Raw genomic sequence first — 19693 nt, forward strand, 5'->3', positions numbered from 1 at the left:
GCCAAATATCCGGGTGGAGTCCAACGGGGTCCACAGCATGGGATTCGGCCCTTATTCGGGGTGCCGAAGTACGGCAGCGTTGCTGCGGTCACGCTGCCTCAGGCGCCCATCGGGCTCGATGCCGTGAGCCGCCGAAGGAGGTTAGCGGCGGCGATCACCCCCAGCCCGTACGGAGGCCAGCCGCCACCAGCGATCTGGGGTCCGGTAGGAGCGGACCGGTGAGCACGGATTGGTGTCACATCCGTTGACGACATCCGAGCCAGGCCCAGGTTCGTGGCCAGCGCGATCAGCGTCGGTGCGGTACGCGTGGAAGGTGTGGCCGGAGGCGTTGGCGTTCGTCCGGCCAGCAGGCGGGGAGGCTGCGCGTCAGGCCGGGGCGAGGACGCAGAACTCGTTGCCTTCCGGGTCAGCGAGGACGATCCACGGGACGTCGCCCTGGCCCACATCGGCGGGCGTCGCGCCGAGGGCCTCCAGCCGGGCCACCTCCGCCGCTTGATCGTCACCGGGGTACGGCAGCAGGTCGAGATGGACGCGGTTCCACGCGTCCTTCCTGTCGGGCGTGCGGAGGAACTCCAGATACGGCCCGACACCCTTGGCGGAGCGCAGCAGCGCATGATCGTCGGTCACCTCGTGGAGGGTCCAGTCGATCGCCTCGCCCCAGAACCGGGCCATGGCCCGCGGGTCGGCGCAGTCGACGATCACCGCGGCGATCGGTCCGGTGTCCCGGTAGATCTCCCGAGGCTCCAGCACGCAGAACACGTTGCCCTCCGGGTCGGCCAGAACCGTCCACGGCACGTCGCCCTGGCCCACATTGGCAGGCGTCGCACCGAGCTCCTTCAGGCGCGCGACCAACTCCGCCTGATGGGCCGCAGAGGTAGTGGCGAGATCGATGTGCACGCGGTACTTCACCGATTCGGGGTCCGGGACGGTGACGACATCGACGCAGACGGCGGCGGGGTCCGGCCAGGCGAAGCCCACGGGTTCAACGTTGGTCACACCGGGTCCCTCGCTGGAAACGCCCCAGTTGAGCGCCTCCGCCCAGAACCGGCCGAGCGCCGAGTCATCCCGGGCCTTGAAATTCACCTGAACAAGTTGCAGCGCCATGCCGCCAACCCTATGCCCAACGGATCAACCAGGATGAAGCAGGCACCTCCGGCTCAACTGTCGGTAATGGGCAGGTCGGGGACTTCGCCGAGCTGCCGAAGGTTTGGGCGGGGTGCTGGAGGCGGTGACCTCCAGCACGCACACCACGTAAGCGTCACGACCCACCGCGCCCTGCGGAAGATCCGGGTTGGCGAACACCGCCCGCTTCCACGCCGGCGTCACCAGCGAGCCGTCGATCGCCTTCGGCAGCAACGGCTTGCGCGACACCTGGCGGCGCGCCAGACGACTTCCGCCGCGCCGGGCTGATCAGCCGTGTGGCCATCAGCAGCGCGAACAGGTCGAGCGCGTCGTCGATCGCCTCCGCCTCCAACGACCGGGTCACCGCCACCAGCGTCGCCGTCCGCCGCGGCTCCCGCAGTTTGGCCGGCAGCAGGGCCTTGCTGCCCGATCCGTACCGCGCGAGGGTCTTCATCCGCCGGATCGGCACCTTGGAGACCTCGACCCGCCCCAGATCGAACCGGGCGATGTCATCCACTCGCTTCAACGGCGGCCGTCTCGCCCATCATGAGGCCAGGCGCGGGATGTAGGGGCCGGGCCACCGAAACAGCAGGCGCGCGCCGTTCAAAACGGTGTCCTTGTAACGGACGGCCGGCTTGCCGGTGAGCACCAGTCGGCGCGGGGTCTCGTCCGCGTGGAGAAACTGCACCACCGCGTCCCGTCGTCCCAGGCTGACGCACTCATGGAGGTAGCGGAAGCGGAACGGCCGCGGCTCCCGCCCGGCCAGCCCGTCAACGATCGCGTCCGCGGCGTATGGCCCTGTGAAGCCACCTGAGCGACAGCCGTACGCCAGCGTCTCGCCCCACGGCCCAGAGACGGCCACCGCGTCACCAACCGCGTAGACCTCAGGATGCGAGATGGACCTGAGGCTCTCGTCGACCACGATTCTGCCGCGCGTGTTGACCGCCAGCCCAGCCGCGCGGGCCAGCGGCGCCACGGTGAAGCCACCCGCCCAGATCACCGCGTCGTACGACAGGCGCGCGCCGCTCGCCAGCGCGAGCGAATCCTCGGCCACCTCCACGATCTCGGCTCCGGCGACGACCTTGACGCCCAGCCGGTCGAACGCGTGCCGCAAGTGCCTTCGCGCGGCGGACGAGAGCCAGGACCCCGGCTCGCTCCTCGAGATCAGCGTGATCCGCAACCGGGGGTGCGACTCCGCCGCCTCGGCGGCCATCTCGATCCCGCACAGCCCTCCCCCACACACGGCGACCGCCGCGCCAGCGGGCAGCGTGTCGAGCACGGCCGCAAGCCGGGCAGCGGTGGCCTCGTCGGCGAGGGTGTGGGCGTGCTCGGCGGCTCCGGGCACGGATTCCGTCTCAACAGTGCTCCCCAGGGCGTAGAGGAGAAGGTCATAGCTCAAGACCCGCTCTTGGAGATGTACGCGGCGTTCGGCAAGGTCCAGTCCGGTCACACGATCTACCACCAGGCTTTTGGGGTCGAACACGTCGGCGAGCGGCAATGCGCGCAGGCGCTGACCGGTGGCATGCTGATGCAAGCGCGGCCTTTCGAGAAAGTCTGCGGCGGCGTTCACCAGGATGATCTCGGCACCTGTCCGGCGCGTCCGCTTGGCGAGCCGCGTCGCGGCGGTCAGGCCCGCGTAGCCGGCTCCGAGCACCACAATTCTCGACGTCATCGGCGTCTCCTTGATCCCTCTTCTGCTTCTCACACATACGACGGAAGTAACCGCGCCGGGCGTGACATGGTCCGTCGGAGGCAAGGCGACATTCCAGTAACAGCGCCGGGGTCGGCAGTACAGCTAGAGGGCCTGTACGGAGTTGAGATCAGAGTCAGCTCAACCACGAGCTGACCAGCGGACAGGGCGCCGCACGTCCGGGAGTCCTTGATCATCTCCAGGGCGATGCGGTCCTTCTTGCCTGAGATACTCAAGCTTGGCCAGCAGGCGACCCGCACCCCGCGAGCGACGCGTTCCAGTTCGATCAGGGGTGTGTTGCCGATGGCATCAAGAATGGACAAGCCGACCGTTTTGATAGACGCCGACGATCCGGTCGGCCAGCGTGTCGACGTCCAACGGGTCACCGTCCACGAGTACGAGGTCGGCGCGCTTGCCGGGCTCCAGCGAGCCGAGTTCGTTCTGCACGCCCAGCAGCTGCGCCGCCGACAGCGTCGCGGAGTGCAGGACCTGCGCGGGGGTCATGCCGCAGTCCAGCATGAGCGGCAGTTCCTCCAGGTTGCGGCCGTGCGCGGTGACACCCGAGTCGGTGCCGAACGCGATGCGCACGCCCGCCACCACGGCCCGCCGTACCCCGTGGAGTTGGGCGTCGACGACTTCGCGGGCCTTGGCGACCATGTGGTCGGGGTACTGCTCGGCGGCGTCGAGGGTGCCGCGGGCGGCCATCAGCGTGGGCACCAGCCAGGTGCCGCGTTCGAGCATCATCTCGATGGCCTCGTCGTCAATGAAGTAGCCGTGCTCGATCGAGCGGACGCCGTTGCGCACGGCCACCTTGATGCCTTCGGTGGCGGCGGCGTGAACACACCCGTCGGACAGCAGCCCGAGGCCTCCCAATGATCGCCCTGGCCGCCGGTCTGGCTGAGTTGGTTGATCGACAGATGGATCCGCGGGCCCGGAATCAAGCCGCGCTCCTGGGCCACCTTGATCCCGAGGTCAGCGCCGCAGGCGTCCCGGACCGTGGTGATGCCGACGCCGAGCGTGGTGCGCATGTTCCTGGCGGCCTGGTAGAACTAGCGAGAACGGCTCGTACAGCTGGCCGACCGCGTCGTAGGGGCCGACGATCAGGTGCACGTGAGCGTCGAACAGGCCGGGCAGCAGGGTGAGCCCCGTGCAGTCGACCACTTCCTCGCCGTCCAGCCCGGGGCCGACGTCCAGGATCCGCTCGCCCTCGATTACTACGTCGGCCGGTGCCGGCGGTGCTCCCGTGCCATCGAACACATGCCCACCGGAGAAGATCACGCGTGTCATGTTGACGCCTTTCTGGGGATTGCGACCGCAGAGGCCCCATCGTCAACTAATCGATCGTAGTTAGGACGATCAGCAGTGGCCACCCTCGCCGGCCTGCCTGATGAGCTCTAGCTGGTGGCGCGCCAGGTGAGGGAGAGGCCGGTCGCGGCGCGTTCGGTGCGGATCTCCATCATGGTGCCCAGGATGGTGGCATGGTCGGAAACGACGGGAACGGCGTCGGGCGTGTAGGTGATCCGGGTGCTGACGAGCACGGCACTGCCCTCAGGCTCGTGAAGGCGGCGCGCGGCGGCGGGGTCGAGCAGGCCGGGCCGGACCACCTCGGACGCCCGGGCGACCGCCACTCCCGCTTCGGCGAGCGCCGTGTAGAGGGAGACGGCGGTGAAGTCGCGGTCGCGGATCTGGTCGGCCACCGGCCGGCGGACCCAGGACACCTGGTGAACGGCGGGACGGCCCGCGAACTCGCGGACCCGCTCCAGCCGCAGGGCGGTGTCGCCGGGACGCAGCCGCAGCTCCGCGGCGATCCGGGCGGGGGCCCGGCGCAGCGCCCGCCCGGCCACCACGGTGCGCACGTCGTGGCCCTGTTCCCGCAGATCGTCGGCCAGACTGCGGAGCGAGCCGAGCTGGTACGCCAGGTGGGGCGGGGCCACGAACGTGCCCTTGCCGGGCCGCTGCACGATCAGCCGCTCGTCGCTGAGCTCCCGCAACGCCTGGCGCAGCGTCATGAGGGTCACCCCGTAGGAGGCGCTCAGCTCCCGTTGCGGGGGCAGGGCCTCGCCGGGGGCGTAGTGTCCCGACCGGATCTTCGCGGCGAGGTCGGCGGCGATGGCGCGGTATCTCGCCTCGTGCCCGGCGTCGGGGGTCATCGTGGTGCGTCACTCCTGGTCGAGGGCCCGGCGCAGGGTCGTGAGGAAGGCCCACAAGTCGTCCGGCCCCGCCCCGTCGAGCACCCGCCGCATGACCGCGGCGCCGACCACCACGCCGTCGGCGTACCGGCCGGCCTCCCGCGCCTGGTCAGGCGTGGAAATGCCAAATCCTAGCAAGACCGGCCGGTCGGTGCCGCGTCTGATCCGCGCGGTGAGCTCCGCCGCCGAGGCGGCGAGGGCGGCCCGCTCGCCGGTGGTGCCCATCAGCGACACCGCGTAGACGAATCCGCGGCTGCGGCGCGAGATCTCCTCCAGCCTCGGCCGCGGCGTCGCCGGCGACGCCAGCAGGACCAGTTCGACCCCGGCGGCGGCGGCCACGCCCGTCAGCTCGTCCGCCTCGTGCACCGGCAGGTCGGGCACGATCAGACCGCTGACGCCGGCCCGGCGCAGCGCGGCGCAGAACGCCTCGGGCCCGTCATGCAGCACCAGGTTGTAGTAGGTGCTGGCGACCAGCGGCACGCCCAGGTCCCGGACCTCGGCCAGGTCGGCGAGGATCCGCCGGGTGCTCGCCCCCCGGGCCAGGGCCGTGGCGCTCGCCTGCTGGATGGTGACGCCGTCGAGCGTGGGGTCGGAGAACGGCAGGCCGACCTCGATCGCGTCCGCGCCGGCTTCGGCGAACGCTTTCAGGTACCGCGTCCAGCCGGGCGTGATATCCCCGGTGACGTACGGCATGAGCAGACCGCGACCGGTGTCCCGGCGGGCACGCAGGTGGCGTTCGACCGCGCCCGGGGCCAGGATGTTCGTCACACCAGCTCCTTCAGGGTGGAGATGTCCTTGTCGCCCCGGCCGGACAGCGTCATCAGGACCGTCGATCCGGCGGGCAGTTCGCCGCCGCCCGCCTCGCGGATCACCCAGGCGAGGGCGTGCGCCGATTCGAGCGCCGGGACGATGCCCTCGGTGCGCGCCAGCCGTACCACCGCGCCGACCGCCTCCTCGTCGGTCACCGTGACGTACCGGGCCCGGCCCAGGTCGCGCAGATGGGCGTGCTCCGGGCCGACCCCCGGGTAGTCGAGCCCGGCGGCGATGGAGTGCGCCTCGACGATCTGCCCGTCGTCGTCCTGCAGGAACAGCGAGCGGCAGCCATGGAGGACGCCGAGCCTGCCGCGGGCCGCCCCGGCGCCGCCCTCCGCCTCGACACCGACGAAGCGCGCCGAGGTGTCGGCGAAGCCGGCGAACGTGCCGGCCGCGTTGGAGCCGCCGCCGACGCACGCGACCACGTGGTCCGGCACGCCGGTCCGCAGTTCGGCGGCGCACTGCCCGCGGGCCTCGTCGCCGATGACCCGCTGGAACTCCCTGACCATCCACGGGTACGGATCCGGCCCGATGACCGAGCCGACGCAGTAGTGGGAGTCGCCGGTGACGCCCACCCAGTGCCGCATGGCCTCGCTGGTCGCGTCCTTGAGCGTGCGGCTGCCCGTGGTGACCGGGATCACCTCGGCGCCCAGCATGCGCATCCGGAAGACGTTCAACGCCTGCCGCTCGATGTCGCGCTCGCCCATGAAGACCGTGGCCTCGAGCCCGAGCAGCGCGGCGGCGGTCGCGGCGGCCACCCCGTGCTGGCCCGCTCCCGTCTCGGCGATCAGCCTGCGCCGTCCCATCCGCGCGGCGAGCAGGGCCTGGCCCAGCACATTGTTGATCTTGTGTGACCCGGTGTGGGTGAGGTCCTCGCGCTTGAGGTACAGCCGCACGCCCAGCTCCTGCGACAGCCGCCGGGCCGGTGTGAGCGGGGTCGGCCGTCCGGCGTGCAAGGCGAGCAGTTCCGCCAGGGCGCCGCGGAAGCCCGGATCCGCCCGCGCCTCCCGGAACGCCTCGTCCACCTCGCGGCACGCCTCTACCAGGGACTCCGGCGCGTACCGCCCGCCGTACTCGCCGAACCGGCCCCGCCCCTGGGGCTCGCCCATCGTCCCGGTCACCGGGACGGGCTCACGCCATGGCGACACATCTCGCATCCCACACCCCCTCGTTCTATAACTCTGCACAGAGTTCTATAACAGTGAGTGTGGCATGGACGGCGTGGGACGCGCCACCCCGGCCGGTCGCCGGAGGCGTCGGCATCGCGCGGCATCCGGCTGGAGAGCTACGGGAACGTGTCCACCGTGGCCGCCCTGCTCGACGCGCTCGACCGGTGTATCGACTGATCCACGCCGATCCGCGGGCCTTCCCGGCAGACCCCGGCAGGGCAGATCAGTGGACAGCCCGCGTCCAGGAGCGCGGTGACGGTTCCGTCGATTCGAGCCTTCAAGCGTTCGTCAAGAAGGGGCGATCAGGATGGATCGCCGGGAATCGCCACAGGCGGGCGCCCGGCGAAGAACGGCCGAGCGACGAAGGGGAGACGATCGCGGGTACGACAGCACGTTACGGGTTCGGCTCCGTCTCTCCGGGGGCATGCCGCCGCTGGATCGGGACATCCCGGTGGACGCCTTCCACCTGCCCGCCGACCGGGCACGTGAGCTGGACACGCTGGTCAGGGCCCTGCCCGCTGAAGACGTTCGTGGTCTGCTTCCACCGCCGGTGCCCGACTCGACGTTCTATGAGCTGCACGTCGAGTGGTGCGGCACGCGGCGGGCCTACTGGTATCACGACGGCAGCCTGCCGCCCGAGGCGCGGGTGCTCGTCCAGTTCCTGCTCGATGTCGCGAACGGGGAAGTCCGGTGACGGCACCGGATCCTGCTCCCGTTGGAGGTAAGGAGGAAGCGTGACCGTGGGAGAGTGGGCGAGATACGCCGTCATCGTCATTGCGCTGGCGATTCCGATCGGCTCCTACCTGCACGCCCGGAAGAGGGCGAAGTTCCGGCCCCCGCGATGGACGGGTGAGGAGTTGCGCACCGCCTTCGCGGCCATCAGGTCCGGTAGCCCGGCCGCTGTGGGGCTGGCCCGTCCGTCCGGCTCGCACGTATATACGCTCGGTGTGGTCCTGGCGCTCTGGCCCGGCCCCAAAGGCAGGTACGATCTGCGTTTCCAGGTCAGGGTGCTCGACTCGACGGCGGTGACAGCGGTCCTCGCGCAGCGAATGTGGTGGCGCAATCCCAGGGTGAGCCCGGGTGATCTCGTCGTGGTCTTCCACCAACCGGGAATCGGCCCCGCGCTTCTTACCCGCGTGTTCCGGCGTCGGTGAACGACCAGACGGCGGCGCGCCCCGTCCAACCTCACCACCCGCGCCGCACCTTGTAGTGATCGCAATCACATGGCAGGAGGAGGAGCGCGGTGAGCTTCAACTGGTTCGACGTCGTCCTGGACTTCGGCTCCATGCTGGACGAACCTGGAGCGAAGGCCGTTGCGAGGCTTGAGGCGCTCACCGATGAGCTCGGGGTGACGTTCGTGCCCAAGGACGTGCCGCGGCATCTGCCCGAGAACTGGGCCGACTGGCTGCAGACCGTCGCCGGAGCCGGGACAGGAGGCCGTGCGGCCAACCGATGACGTAGCACAGCCGGTCGAGAAGGCTGCTCGTAGTCAGGCCGGCTCGCCACGCCGCCCACTCCGCCACCTGCCGGAGCATCGGATCGGCAGCGGTATCAGTCCGGCTCCCCCACCCGTGCCAGCAGCTCATCATGCGCATGTACGACGGCGAGCCGGTACGGGCGGAGCCGCCGCGGACCTGGAGGGCCGCCGGCGGTGAGGACGTACACGACCAGCGACGCGTCCCAATGTCCAGGGAGCAGTCATCGGTGCCGACGCGCACCTCGACGATCTGGCCCCAGGCGAAGTCCACCCACCACCAGCCGTACGGCCAACCGTTGACACGGTGCGCCCAATCTTCGAAGAACAGGCTGAAACGCGGCAGCGAGCTGCTCACCAGCACATAGTCGCCGGGCTCATAGCGTGTCTCCCCCGGCTCGACCCCGCCCTCGTCGAACGGGTCCCGTGGGCCGCGCTGCTCGGCCAGCCGATGCAGCACCGCCGCGCCTTCCTCCTCCAGTCGCCTCAGCGAGTCACGCACGTACCGCGCGACCTGCAAGGCGAGCCGGCATGGACCGTCTTCGTCCCCAGGCAACGTGATTTCGAGCCCGTCGGGTATGCGGATCTCCCAGGAATCGCCGGACCGTCTCGGCGGTCCGGCGCAGAAGACCTGCGTATCGACATGTCCGAGGGCCAACAGCAGATCCACCCGATCCCGTCGCGTGGTGAACCACCGGTCCGGGCAGCGCCGCACCTCCGTCGGCCACCCGGCGACTCGAACGAGCGCGCCCGGCAGCCACTCCCGCTCGTAACGCACGGCGTCCACGTTCAGAACCGCCTCGGCCTCGGCACACAGGTGCGGGCGCGGGCCGGATCGCCCTTGGGCCGCCAGGTCCTGCCCGCGTTCTTGAACTCGCCGATGAGTTCTTTCTTCTTGGTGTCCACGCTGATCACCGGATCACCGCCGTCCTGGTAGTCCTTGGCCTGCTCGTTGATGTAACGGAACTGCGCGTCGCGGTCGGGGTGTTGCCTGCCTTCGATCGTCTTGGCGTTGGCCTGGAGGCTGAGCCCCTCCTGTTTGAGCAGGCCGCCGACGACAGCGGCGCTCACCTTGTGTCCCTGCCGGGTCAGCGGCCAGGGCCCGAGTGGACTTGGTGGTCCACCGCAACGGCGAGCACGGAATCCGCAATCCGTGTCACAGGAGCCGGCGGGCGACGGGCAGTCTGGTCCGGGTGATCAGCGCCGCCACAGTCGCCAGAACGGGCAGCCCCACCACCACAGCGATCACGAACGGCCACGGTATGGCGATCGTGGCGGGATCTCCGGCGCCGTGCGTCGTCATCGGCCGGCTCAGCGCCACGCCCGTCACCGTTCCCGCGACCAGCCCCACCAGCGCGCCGAGCCCGGAGATGTAGAGGGCCTGGCCGGCCACGACCATCCGCAACGTCCCTGGCGGTGCGCCGATGGCCATCATCGTCGCCCGTTCAGGCCGCATGTCGGCGGCTGCCAGGCGAGTGGCCACCAGCGTGCCGCCGACGACGAGGACAAGAGCGCCGCCGAGCCAGCCCCACAAGCCGGGGTCGGGCACGTTGCGATAGCCCTCCTCGGAGGCGACCGTCACGTAGCGGGTCACCTTGGCGAGATCGCGCCAAAGTGTCGAGTCGGCCGGCGGCCGGTACATGGCGTAGAGCTGACGCTCCGCCGTCGAGAAACCTGCCTGCTCGACCAGGGTGCGCGGCAGCAGGGCGCCGCCCTGATGCTTGTCGGCGGGTATGGCCAGCACCGCCGGCACTTCGAGCTTGCGCGGGGAGCCGGACGTGGAGCTCGCCCGCAGCGCCAGCTTGCCGTCTCGCAGCGCGGCCGCGTCGAACACCACGGCCTTACCGCTCGCCAGCGCCGCGGCCGCCCGCGGGTCGTGGCGCCCTTGCAGGAGCCTGAGCAGAGCCTGGTCTCCGATGGCCACCGTACGGCGCGTCCGTGTCCCGTTCCATCGCACCGTATACCGCAACGCGTAGCGGTGACCCTGGGCGTCCTTCGCCTGATAGCCGGCGGCCAGCGGCACGCCCGGCAACTGCCGGGCCGTTTCTGCGCGAAGTTTGTTCCAGGTCGCGTCGGCCATGGTGCCGCCCCAGATCGCCAGCATGCCGGTCGGGCGCGCCGAGGTGTAGGCGTTGCGCCGATCCATGTATTCGCTCTGAGTGCCGATGCCCATAGCGACGACCGTGGCCGTGACCGCCATGACGGCCGCCACGGCACTCACCGTCCGGGATCGGTGGCGGACCGCGTCGCGGACGGACACCCGCAGCGGAAGCCACAACCTCGTGGCCACCCGTCCCGTGAAGCGGACCAGCCATGGCATCAACACCACCAGCCCGATCATGACCAGCACCGCGGAGGCCCACACCCACACCAAGCCCGGCTGGCGCCGCGCCACCACGGTCGCCCCCAGCCCGGCCAGCACCAGCACGGCCCCCGCCAGGGGCCATCCCGGCCGGTCGGCCACCGCGGACGCGCGGCCGGCCAGCACGGTCACGGTGTCCTGCCGAGCCGCTTGCACGGCAGGCACCAGCGCCGCCACGATCCCGGTGATCAGGCCCAGCGCGGCAACGCCCAGCACCGGCGCCCACGGCACCTCCGCCGGGCCGGCCAGCCCTCCCCAGCGCGCCAGGACCGGGGCGCCCAGCGCTCCGGCCCCGATGCCCAGCACCGTCGCCACGAAGGTGGCCGCGCCGCCGAGGACCAGTCCGTCGGCCAGCACGATCGTCCGCAGGTGCCCGGCCGAGCCGCCCTGCGCCGCGATCTCGGCCAGCTCCCGGCGCCGTCTCCTGAGCCCGACCGCGAAGGCGGGCCCGGCCAGCAGCACGGTCTCCAGCACCACCATGATCACCATGGCGCCGAGCCCGACCGTGTGCTGGACGTCCAAGGGGGAGAAACGAACCATGGCGCGCGGCGAGTCGAGGATCGTGGCGCGGGAGGTGACGTACAGGCCGGCCCTGTTCAGCGCGGGCACGTCGGCCCAGGACACGGGCTTCGCGGTGTCGGCGAGCCAGCCGGGGCCGTACGTGTTCGGCGACCAGAAGTCATCCAGGGGCGCCAGCGGCAGATCCGGACCCACGACCTCGCGAAGCGAGGGCCGGTGCGGGTGCTCGACCACGCCCACCACCGTTAGCGGCTCCGCGCCGGACGGCCGCAGGAGGTCGCCGGGACGCAGGCCGAGCGCGGGTGTCACCGCGACCTCTCGGGCGGCGGGAAATCTGCCCTCGCTCAATGTCAGCATCCCCCTGGTGAGGGGATCGCGCAGGTCGGTCTCCAGCGCGTCGACCCGTTCAGTGCCCAGCTGGAGCACGCCGGTGCTGAAGGGGATCAACCGGGTGCCCGGTCCGAGCAGGGCCGCCACCTCGGTGGCGCCGAGCTCGGGAGCGGCCGCTCCGTCGTCGTCGCCGCCCGTGTTCCAGCTCGCCCCGTTCGGCTGCTGCTGGAGCGCTGTGCCCTCAGGTGTCCGGACGAGTCGGGCGTCGGCCGTGCCGAGCTCGGCCACCAGCCCCTCCCGCGGAGTGACGCTCATGGTCTCGGTGAGGGTGAAGACCCCTGTGATCACCAGGACGGGCAAGCCGATCATCACCATGATGAGCGCGCTTCGTCCCCGGGAACGCCACGCGTTTCGGCGGGCGAGGCGCAGCGCGACCAGTACGACGCTCATCGGGCGCTCACCAGCGACGTGTCCGTGGTGTCCGTGGTGTCCGTGATCATCCCATCGCGGAGGAACACCACGCGATCGGCCCAGGCGGCGTAGCGCGGCTCGTGGGTGATGAGCAGGACCGCCGCGCCCGCGTCGCAGCGAGCCCGTAATGTTTGCAGGATCTCGTCGCCGGTGCGCGTGTCGAGCGCGCCGGTCGGTTCGTCGGCCAGCAGCAGGCGCCGCTCGCCGACCAGGGCGCGGGCGATCGCGACCTGCTGGCGCTGGCCACCGGACAGCTCGTCGGGGAAGCGGTCGGCCAGGGATTCCCCGTCGATCTCCGCTAGCACGGCCATGGCCTCCTCCCGGGCGAGGCGTGACCGCACGCCGTCGAGCTCGCGCGGCAGCATCACGTTCTCCGCCGCCGTCAGCGACGTGATCAGGTTGAGGTCCTGGAAGACGTAGCCGACCCTGCGGCGCCGCAGCGCCGCCAGATCGCGCACGGTGGCCAGGTCCTGCTCGTCGATGTGCACCGTCCCCGACGTGGGCCGGTCGAGCCCGCCTGCGAGGTTGAGCAGAGTCGACTTGCCGGACCCGGACGGCCCCATGACCGCGACCAGCTCTCCCGCGTCGACCTCGAGGCTTACGCCCTTCAGGGCGTGTACGGCTGTCGCTCCTTCGCCATGGACTCTGGCCACCTCAGCCAGCCGTACGACCGTCATCTTTCCTCCTTGAGAACGGCCTCGCAGTGGTCCAGCCACCGTTGCTCGGCCTCGGCCTGGAAGATCATGGAATCGAGCACGAGCCGCTGGACTGCGCCTTCCGTGGCAGCGCGCTTGGCCCTGGTCAGCTGCTGGAGGGCACGCATGGTCGCCGTCCGCTGCATGTTTATGACCTCGGCGACGTCCACCTTCTTGGCCGCGACGGCCATGGCCAGCTTGATGACCAGCTCGTCCCGCGGCCGGTCGGACTGGACGACGGGGGTGCTGAACCATCGCGCCATTTCCTCCCGGCCGGCCGCGGTGATCGTGTAGACGACCCGGCCCTGCTCGTCCGACTCGCCCGGCTTGACCAGGCCGTCGCGCTCCATGCGGGACAGCGTCGTGTAGACCTGGCCGATGTTGAGCGGCCAGGTCGCCCCTGTCGACGCCTCGAACTCGACCCGCAGTTGGTAGCCATGACGGGGCCCCCTGCTGAGTAGGGCGAGCAGCCCGTGTCTGACTGACATGAGTACTAAGTATGCATACGCAGTATGCACCATTCAAGGGGTCCGCCGCATTGCTCTCAAGCTGCCGCCCCGGTTGAAGAACGTCAGGTCGGCACGCCTGTACCGCCCCGGACTGGCCGAGGGCGAATCCTGGCCGCGGCTCGACAGCGTCCTGTCCGGCATGGCGATCGACTAGGAGCTGATCTCCAACCAGTACGACCAGATGGCCAAGGAACTCGGGCGGGTGATCCGCACGGTGTTCGTCTGCGACTATCTCGCCGGCGAGGAGCCGCGTAGGGAGATCTACGAGGCCTGATCGCCGGCCGTGAGCTGTCCGTCGACGACGGCTGCGCCCCGGCGTGCCAGCAACAGGTCCTCGACCGCTTCGGGGAGGGTGGTCTCGAAGTCCAGCAGCTTCGCCCAGTCCGGCTCGACGGTGATGACGACCATCTGGTCGTACAGGGCCCGCACCCCCTGCTCCCAGCCCTCGAAGTGCGCGGCCGGGACCACCTTCCGGGACGCTTCGACGTAGGAATCCGGCACCCCGTCAACCAGCTCGACCCGCGCCGCGCCACGGATCAGCAGCACCCGCGGCGGCCACTCGTCCTGGGTGTCGATGGTGAGGGCCACCCTGGGATTCTGGCGCAGTGCCCGAACCTTCGCCGATTTCGGCACGGTGGCCATGACCACCTGCTCACCGGTCCACCAAAACCCGATCGGAATCGCCCGGGGCGCGCCGTCGATGCCGACGTAGGCCAGGCGTGCGGGGATCGACGACCCCAGCAACTCCCGCGAGATCGGCTTGGCCAGCACCTCGGCGACGTCTTGGCGATTCATGTCCATCTCCCTCGTCGGTTGACACACCCACCCGGCGCGTTCATGAGTTAGACGGAGCCGACCGCGCGTTCTCGACATGTGCACCGCCGTGACACAAGCGCAGGTCGCACCACTTCACATGCGCACCGACTGTCCTCCACGTCAAGAGGTTCTCGAAGAAGATGTGGCAGAGGATGTCGAGAACGGCCTGGCAGCTCCGTCTCAGGGGCTGATGCGGCCGCCGTGGCCGTACGACACCAAGGAGACCCAGCATGACGATCCAGCGGATGGACAACGTCCTCATCGTTGTCGACGACCTTGACGCTGTTATTTCGTTCTTCGTCGAACTTGGCATGGAGCTGGAGGGCAAGGCGCCAATCGAGGGACGTTGGGTGGAGCGTGTCATCGGGATCGACGACGTCCGACAGGACATCGCAATGCTGCGGACCCCGGACGGCCACGGCCGAATCGAGCTGGCGATGTTCCACACGCCGAAGGCGATCAGCGCCGAGCCGAAGGACGCACCGGCGAACACGCTAGGCATTCGTCGCATCATGTTCGCCGTCGATGACATCGACGACGTCGTTGCCCGCCTGCGCACCCACGGCGCCGAGCTCGTCGGCGAGCTGGCGCAGTACGAGGACAGCTATCGGCTCTGCTACGTCCGCGGCCCCGAGGGCATCATCGTCGGACTGGCCGAACAGCTCAGGTCAGCTTCTCAGCCCTGAAGGACTGAGCTTGCAGTTCCTCGCCGTCGGTGGCTTCGACGGTTTGGTCCGCGTTAGGCAGCGTGACTCACTGCCCAGCTTGTGACACCGCGTGAGGCGATGTTACGAGCTGCGTTGACGTCGGCGTGCTCAGCGAAGCCGCACGACGTACAGGTGAAGCCGGCCTGGTCGGGCCGGTTCTTCTTGTCCACGTGCCCGCAGGCCGAGCAGCCTTAGCCGTTTCGCGGACGTGGTTTTCTTGGCCTGCAACCGGCGACGCAGTTCCCGGTGCCGGTGACGGACCGCGTTCAGGGCCTTGCCCGAGTGACGGACACCATCGCCGGCTGAACACCCGGGGTTCCAGGCCAGATCACGCTGAAGGCTGCCGACGGGACCGGTGGCCGCCGACTCCGTCAGGTGGAACAGGCCGACGACGGCACCGCCATCAAGAGTGATCCGGATGGTTGGCCCTTCGACCCGCCTGTCGTGGATCTCTTCGATCCTGAGCTGGTGGAGATGGCATGGTGTGGGGTCGGAGACCACGCCCCGACCCCCATCCAACGGCCACTCAACCGTGCCCGCCGGCCGCGACTTCGTCCTTCTCCTGCCGAACTGACGCCCTGGATGCCGTACGTGATGTGATGGGGGCGTGAGTCGTACGGTTGAGGAGGTTAACCGGCGGATGCTGCGGGCTCGGGATGTGATGGACCGGGCGTACGCGGAGCCGCTTGACATCGCCGCGCTCGCGCGGATCGCGCACGTGTCCGAGTGGCACTTCATCCGAACCTTCCGGGCGACGTTCGGGGAGACGCCGCACCGATATCTTCAGCGGCGCCGCATCGAGCGGGCGATGTTCCTGCTGCGGTGCACCGATCGCAGCGTGACGGAGATCTGCTTCGACGTCGGGTTCGGCAGCCTGGGGACGTTCAGCCGGACGTTTCGGGATGTGGTCGGCGAGTCGCCGAGCGCGTACCGCAGGGGCGGCGACGCCTTGCCCGTGCCGACCTGCTTTACGAAAGCGTGGATGCGGCCGAGCAACTTTGGAGAAGCCTCGGACGGAACCCGCCGACTAGCGTGACACGCATGTTGAACGCGATTTCGATCTCCTCGCTGTACGTCCTGGACCAGGACGAAGCGCTCGAGTTCTACGTAGGCAAGCTCGGCCTCGAGGTCAACACCGATGCCGACCTGGGCTTCATGCGCTGGCTGACGGTGAACGTCCCAGGCAGCCCAGACCGAGAGATCCTGCTGATGCGGCCGGGAGCGCCAGCACACGACGACGCGACGGCGGCCCAGGTGCGTGACCTGCTGACGAAGGGCGCCTTGGGAGCCCTGATCTTCTCGACGGGCGACTGCCGCAAGACGTACGAGACGCTGCGGGCGCGCGGCGTCGAGTTCATCGAGGAGCCGACCGAGCGCCCGTACGGGATCGACTGCGCGCTGCGCGACCCCTTCGGTAACCCCATCCGAATCAGCCAGCGGACCCAGCGGTAGCCCGAACCGAAGTCGCCGTGGGCGTCATCGGCGAACGCCGACACCCACGGCGATCAGGGCGAATCCGCTGGACGTACTCGCGTCGGCGGGGGCCGACGGTATTCGGGAACGTCGGGCGGGGTCGCTCGCGCCCGCTGCGGCCGTCCTCCCCGTCAGACCTGCTTGAATGACGAGATCCGGTCGTTCCAGTTGGACCCCTGGGGGCCGTAGCGGAGGTTCCAGACCCTGAAACCGTTGCTGATGGAGTAGTAGTCGCCCGTGCAGTTCCCGCTGTCGTAGAGGCGAACGGTCCGACCGCTGCGGTTGTAGACAGAGGTGGTCTCGTTGTTCATGACGCCCATGCTGTAGCAGGAGGTCGAGGGCGAGTACATGCCGAGCGTGCCGCTGTACTCGTAGTCCTGCCAGAAGCAGAGCCGACCGCTGAAACAGTCGGTGTAGTCCGCCTGGGCGGGCGAAGCGGTGGCGACCGCTCCGGTCAGCGCCAAGGTCAGCGCGGCCAAGGGGATTCCCAGTCGCTTCTTGAAGGTCACGGTCTGCCTCTTTCGTCGGGGGTTGAGACGGATGATGCGGAGCTGAACCGATGGGACAAATGTGGATCTTGTGACACCAGGCGACAAGCTACACCGGTCACTCCTTCTCCGCCAAGATTCGAGAGCCGGCCCACGTGATGCATGCCTGGTCCAGGTGCAGCATGATCTCCGGCGTGAAACACTGAGCCGCAGGACAGCCGCCGCTCTCGGGTGCATACTGCGTCGCGGACCTGGGCCGTTAAGGATTTGTGGCCTGCGGTTGATGCCCCATAGGGTGCCGATCATGGCTTGTCGCATTTCCGAACTGATAATCCCTTGTCAGGACGCACAACGACTGGCGGCCTTCTGGTGCGAGGTGCTGGGCTTCATCGTGCTCGACACCGAGGACGAAGGCGCGGTGGAGATCGGACCGCAGGAAGGGTTCGGCGGATTGCAGCCGACTCTGATCTTCAGCCCCACTACCGAGCCCAAGGCGGGCAAGCTGCGGCTGCACTTCGACGTCAACGCCACCGACCGCGATCAGGACGCCGAACTCGAACGCCTCCTGAAGCTCGGGGCGCGCCCGGCCGACATCGGCCAGAGCGGCGAGGAGCCCTGGCACGTCCTGGTCGACCCCGAAGGCAACGAATTCTGCCTTCTGCGAGCCCGCCTGAGCTGAGCATCGGCCGGCATCGGCACATGACCCCAACGTGAGAACTTCGCGCGCATGACGCCGCCTGCTCTTTAGATCTGACACTTCCCTGCGCATTGGTCGCCGACGACGCCGTCGGCGCTGTTTTCCGTGCTCTTCGTCAGGTCTTCAGAGAGATCATGTCCTCACATCCTCACATCCTCACATCGTGCTGCCCTGGGCGGTGCGGCGCACCCGCCTGCCTCTCGGCGGCCCACGGCGCCGGCGCGATCACCGGGTCGGTTCCCAGTCAAGGCGACCGTCGGTGACGACCGGCCGCCAGCCGTCGATGGGCTTGCCGGTCTCCAGCGCCCGCGCGGTGGCCTGGAGCAACGCGAGGTACGACGGCCACTTGCCGGTGCGCAGGCCTTCCTCGTGGAAGAACTCGCCGGCCTGACCGGTGCGGGTGTCGATGAACAGGTTGTCACCGCTGAGGTTGGCCGCGAACGGGATGACGTGGCCGTGCCACCAGGAGCCGGACAGGTCCTCGTTCTGCAGCATGACGTCGCAGTTGACCTTCCACTCCTCGTGGAAGCGCCGGGCGGGCGCCAGCCGGTAGAACGGCGGGGCCTGGAATTCACCGCCGTTGTGCCGCAGCAGTGAGGCGCGCAGGTCGTCGGGGAATCGCAGGCCCATGGCAGCCTCGGCGCGGGCGATCTCCATGGGCTTGGCGGGCCCGCCCAGCTTCCTGACCTCGGCAGGGGCCTTCCTGGCCAGCCACCGCTCGATGCGCCGCCACACGGCGTTCACCCGGACGGTCACAGCGGGGTCGGGGTGGCGGACGACCGGCCTGGTCTTGGGCGGGACGCAGCCGGTGGCCTCGAGTTCGGCCTTGCTCGGCCGCTGCGGCGTGGGTGTCGGGGTGGGGCTGGGCGAAGGACGCGGCCCGCCCGCGCAGTTCGCCGACGGCGACGCGGCGGGCCTGTCCGACCAGCGCAGCTCGCAGCCTGCGGTGACCGTGGGATACCACTCGCGCAGTGGCCCGCCGGACTCCAGTGCGGCCGCCACGCCTTCCAGCAGGTCCAGGTAGGACGGCCAGCTCATCGGGCCGTCGTAGCGGATCCGCTCGCCGCCGGCCTTCTGGCCCACCCGGCCCGTTCGCGGGTCGATGAACAACTCCTCGCCCCCACCGGAGGACGCGAACGGCAGCAGACTCCCGTGCCAGAACCCGTCATCGGGGTCGGCGTCATCCTCCGACCCCGCCATGATCAGGTCGATGCAGTTGTAGCTGTGCAGGCTGAAGTAGCTGGACATCGCGGCCAGGCCGATGTCGAGGGGGAGCTGGAAACCTGCGCCGAAATTGCCGTCCGCGCCGTCGTGCCGCATCAGCGACACATACAGCGCGTCGGGGATTTTCTTGCCGAAGTTGCGTTCCCATCTGTCGACGTCACGGGGGGAGGCCGAAAAGGAGAGCTTGCGCAGCGTCGCGGAAGCGTGGGCGGCCAGCCAGCGCTCGATCTTGTCCCAGGCGGCGTTCACGCGCGCGGTCACGGCCGGGTCGGTGTTCCTCGGAGGAAGAGGGGGTTCGGACGGCGGGTCCATGTTCACGTAGTACGTGGGGCCAGGTTCGTCCGAGGGCGCGGGCTGCGCCTCAACCAGACCGGGGCAGCCCACTTCGCGCGCCTGCTCGGCAGTGAGCATCCGGGCACGCAGCACGGACTCCGTCTCGGGATCGTCGCAGTCGAGCGACACACCGCCGCCCCAGGAGTAACCGCAGTTCACGACGCGGGTATCGACGAGCACGGCCGCGCTGCCCGTGGCACAGGCCACGACGAGCACCAACGAAAGCGCGACGCCTAATGCCCGAACCTTGATCACCGCCGCACCCTAGCGCGCTTCTCCCAGGCTAAGCATCACGGAGTTAGACGCAATTCATCCCGTGCGGCATCGCGCGGTACGCGATCATGTAACCCATGTCGATCCCCCAAGACGCGTCCGAAGCCGCATCACCGGAAGAGTCCGGACATTCGCAGTGCTGAACCACTACCGCCAGGCGAAGATCGAGGACCCTGACGGAGACCTCGGCGACTTCTCGATCGTGGCCTGGACGCTGTTCGACGAGCCTGGCGTCCAGGCAGACGAGACCACTGCCACAGGCTCGCTGATCATCCACCTGGACGGCATGTACGACGACACCTGGACCGACATGCGCTGCTGGTGACGCAGCAACTCCCC

General features: G+C 69.3%; 25 protein-coding genes and 1 pseudogene. 9 read left to right on the plus strand and 17 right to left on the minus strand.

Going from position 1 to position 19693, the window contains the following annotated elements:
• Window positions 1-366: 366 nt before the first annotated feature.
• The 8 genes from AB0C16_RS31025 to trpB all read right to left on the minus strand — a co-directional run bounded on the left by AB0C16_RS31025 (window position 367) and on the right by trpB (window position 6971).
• Window positions 367-1104 (minus strand): VOC family protein, encoded by a 738-nt coding sequence (locus tag AB0C16_RS31025; protein WP_357688024.1) that lies wholly within the window; start codon window positions 1102-1104, stop codon window positions 367-369.
• A 154-nt stretch (window positions 1105-1258) separates the two neighbouring features.
• Window positions 1259-1639: a hypothetical protein gene (locus AB0C16_RS31030; RefSeq protein WP_357688026.1), complete on the minus strand. Its 381-nt coding sequence runs from the start codon at window positions 1637-1639 to the stop codon at window positions 1259-1261.
• Window positions 1640-1666: 27 nt separating this feature from the next.
• A complete protein-coding gene (locus AB0C16_RS31035; RefSeq protein ID WP_357688028.1) occupies window positions 1667-2794 on the minus strand; it encodes an FAD-dependent oxidoreductase in 1128 nt (375 codons plus the stop codon).
• Between the two features lie 327 nt (window positions 2795-3121).
• Window positions 3122-3685 carry an amidohydrolase family protein gene (locus AB0C16_RS31040; RefSeq protein WP_357688030.1) on the minus strand — a complete coding sequence of 188 codons (564 nt, stop codon included), beginning with the start codon at window positions 3683-3685 and terminating at the stop codon, window positions 3122-3124.
• 99 nt (window positions 3686-3784) lie between these two features.
• Window positions 3785-4099 carry a hypothetical protein gene (locus AB0C16_RS31045; protein ID WP_357688032.1) on the minus strand — a complete coding sequence of 105 codons (315 nt, stop codon included), beginning with the start codon at window positions 4097-4099 and terminating at the stop codon, window positions 3785-3787.
• Between the two features lie 107 nt (window positions 4100-4206).
• Window positions 4207-4962, minus strand: a complete 756-nt coding sequence (locus AB0C16_RS31050; protein WP_357688034.1) for a GntR family transcriptional regulator — start codon at window positions 4960-4962, stop codon at window positions 4207-4209.
• Window positions 4963-4971: 9 nt separating this feature from the next.
• Complete coding sequence (gene trpA / locus AB0C16_RS31055) at window positions 4972-5769, minus strand: tryptophan synthase subunit alpha (protein WP_357688036.1); 798 nt, start codon at window positions 5767-5769, stop codon at window positions 4972-4974.
• Entirely contained in the window at window positions 5766-6971 is a 1206-nt protein-coding gene (gene trpB, locus AB0C16_RS31060; RefSeq protein ID WP_357688038.1) for a tryptophan synthase subunit beta, read from the minus strand. Before trpB ends, trpA begins: the two co-directional genes overlap by 4 nt.
• 319 nt (window positions 6972-7290) lie before the next feature.
• Between trpB and AB0C16_RS31065 the strand changes: the two genes are divergently transcribed.
• The 3 genes from AB0C16_RS31065 to AB0C16_RS31075 all read left to right on the plus strand — a co-directional run bounded on the left by AB0C16_RS31065 (window position 7291) and on the right by AB0C16_RS31075 (window position 8439).
• Window positions 7291-7677 (plus strand): protealysin inhibitor emfourin, encoded by a 387-nt coding sequence (locus AB0C16_RS31065; RefSeq protein WP_357688040.1) that lies wholly within the window; start codon window positions 7291-7293, stop codon window positions 7675-7677.
• A 40-nt stretch (window positions 7678-7717) separates the two neighbouring features.
• Window positions 7718-8137 (plus strand): hypothetical protein, encoded by a 420-nt coding sequence (locus tag AB0C16_RS31070; protein ID WP_357688042.1) that lies wholly within the window; start codon window positions 7718-7720, stop codon window positions 8135-8137.
• An 89-nt stretch (window positions 8138-8226) separates the two neighbouring features.
• Complete coding sequence (locus tag AB0C16_RS31075; protein WP_357688043.1) at window positions 8227-8439, plus strand: hypothetical protein; 213 nt, start codon at window positions 8227-8229, stop codon at window positions 8437-8439.
• Between the two features lie 843 nt (window positions 8440-9282).
• Here the strand turns inward: AB0C16_RS31075 and AB0C16_RS31080 are convergent.
• The 4 genes and pseudogenes from AB0C16_RS31080 to AB0C16_RS31095 form a co-directional block, all read right to left on the minus strand.
• Window positions 9283-9598: pseudogene (locus AB0C16_RS31080) on the minus strand (ISAzo13 family transposase); the annotation flags it as partial.
• A gap of 15 nt (window positions 9599-9613) precedes the next feature.
• On the minus strand, window positions 9614-12118 hold the full coding sequence (locus AB0C16_RS31085) for an FtsX-like permease family protein (RefSeq protein WP_357688045.1): 2505 nt from the start codon (window positions 12116-12118) through the stop codon (window positions 9614-9616).
• Window positions 12115-12816, minus strand: a complete 702-nt coding sequence (locus tag AB0C16_RS31090) for an ABC transporter ATP-binding protein (protein WP_357688047.1) — start codon at window positions 12814-12816, stop codon at window positions 12115-12117. Before AB0C16_RS31090 ends, AB0C16_RS31085 begins: the two co-directional genes overlap by 4 nt.
• Window positions 12813-13322, minus strand: coding sequence for a PadR family transcriptional regulator (locus tag AB0C16_RS31095; protein WP_357688049.1), 510 nt, complete (start codon window positions 13320-13322; stop codon window positions 12813-12815). Before AB0C16_RS31095 ends, AB0C16_RS31090 begins: the two co-directional genes overlap by 4 nt.
• A 202-nt stretch (window positions 13323-13524) precedes the next feature.
• Between AB0C16_RS31095 and AB0C16_RS31100 the strand changes: the two genes are divergently transcribed.
• A complete protein-coding gene (locus tag AB0C16_RS31100) occupies window positions 13525-13617 on the plus strand; it encodes a Tn3 family transposase (protein WP_357688051.1) in 93 nt (30 codons plus the stop codon).
• On the opposite strand, the gene AB0C16_RS31105 is transcribed toward AB0C16_RS31100, so the two are convergent.
• Window positions 13605-14138 (minus strand): pyridoxamine 5'-phosphate oxidase family protein, encoded by a 534-nt coding sequence (locus AB0C16_RS31105; protein WP_357688053.1) that lies wholly within the window; start codon window positions 14136-14138, stop codon window positions 13605-13607. The two genes, AB0C16_RS31100 and AB0C16_RS31105, sit on opposite strands and share 13 nt — an antisense overlap.
• 251 nt (window positions 14139-14389) lie before the next feature.
• Here AB0C16_RS31105 and AB0C16_RS31110 point away from each other — a divergent pair, with 251 nt between their 5' ends.
• Window positions 14390-14845, plus strand: coding sequence for a VOC family protein (locus AB0C16_RS31110; protein ID WP_357688055.1), 456 nt, complete (start codon window positions 14390-14392; stop codon window positions 14843-14845).
• A gap of 53 nt (window positions 14846-14898) precedes the next feature.
• On the opposite strand, the gene AB0C16_RS31115 is transcribed toward AB0C16_RS31110, so the two are convergent.
• Together AB0C16_RS31115 and AB0C16_RS31120 are read right to left on the minus strand one after the other, a co-directional pair.
• Entirely contained in the window at window positions 14899-15036 is a 138-nt protein-coding gene (locus AB0C16_RS31115) for a zinc ribbon domain-containing protein (protein ID WP_357688057.1), read from the minus strand.
• A complete protein-coding gene (locus AB0C16_RS31120; RefSeq protein ID WP_357688102.1) occupies window positions 14975-15367 on the minus strand; it encodes a hypothetical protein in 393 nt (130 codons plus the stop codon). Before AB0C16_RS31120 ends, AB0C16_RS31115 begins: the two co-directional genes overlap by 62 nt.
• Before the next feature lie 139 nt (window positions 15368-15506).
• Between AB0C16_RS31120 and AB0C16_RS31125 the strand changes: the two genes are divergently transcribed.
• On the plus strand, window positions 15507-15902 hold the full coding sequence (locus tag AB0C16_RS31125) for a helix-turn-helix transcriptional regulator (RefSeq protein WP_357688059.1): 396 nt from the start codon (window positions 15507-15509) through the stop codon (window positions 15900-15902).
• Window positions 15903-15907: 5 nt separating this feature from the next.
• Window positions 15908-16318 carry a VOC family protein gene (locus AB0C16_RS31130; RefSeq protein ID WP_357688061.1) on the plus strand — a complete coding sequence of 137 codons (411 nt, stop codon included), beginning with the start codon at window positions 15908-15910 and terminating at the stop codon, window positions 16316-16318.
• A 152-nt stretch (window positions 16319-16470) separates the two neighbouring features.
• On the opposite strand, the gene AB0C16_RS31135 is transcribed toward AB0C16_RS31130, so the two are convergent.
• A complete protein-coding gene (locus tag AB0C16_RS31135) occupies window positions 16471-16848 on the minus strand; it encodes a peptidase inhibitor family I36 protein (protein WP_357688063.1) in 378 nt (125 codons plus the stop codon).
• A 283-nt stretch (window positions 16849-17131) separates the two neighbouring features.
• Between AB0C16_RS31135 and AB0C16_RS31140 the strand changes: the two genes are divergently transcribed.
• Window positions 17132-17506, plus strand: a complete 375-nt coding sequence (locus AB0C16_RS31140) for a VOC family protein (RefSeq protein WP_357688100.1) — start codon at window positions 17132-17134, stop codon at window positions 17504-17506.
• 243 nt (window positions 17507-17749) lie between these two features.
• On the opposite strand, the gene AB0C16_RS31145 is transcribed toward AB0C16_RS31140, so the two are convergent.
• The gene (locus tag AB0C16_RS31145) at window positions 17750-19336 is read right to left on the minus strand and encodes an SMI1/KNR4 family protein (RefSeq protein WP_357688065.1); all 1587 of its coding nucleotides are present in this window, start codon (window positions 19334-19336) and stop codon (window positions 17750-17752) included.
• A gap of 154 nt (window positions 19337-19490) precedes the next feature.
• Between AB0C16_RS31145 and AB0C16_RS31150 the strand changes: the two genes are divergently transcribed.
• Window positions 19491-19679, plus strand: coding sequence for a hypothetical protein (locus tag AB0C16_RS31150; RefSeq protein ID WP_357688067.1), 189 nt, complete (start codon window positions 19491-19493; stop codon window positions 19677-19679).
• Window positions 19680-19693: the final 14 nt, after the last annotated feature.

Source organism: Nonomuraea sp. NPDC048916, from assembly GCF_040649575.1.
In the GTDB taxonomy this organism is placed as follows: domain Bacteria; phylum Actinomycetota; class Actinomycetes; order Streptosporangiales; family Streptosporangiaceae; genus Nonomuraea.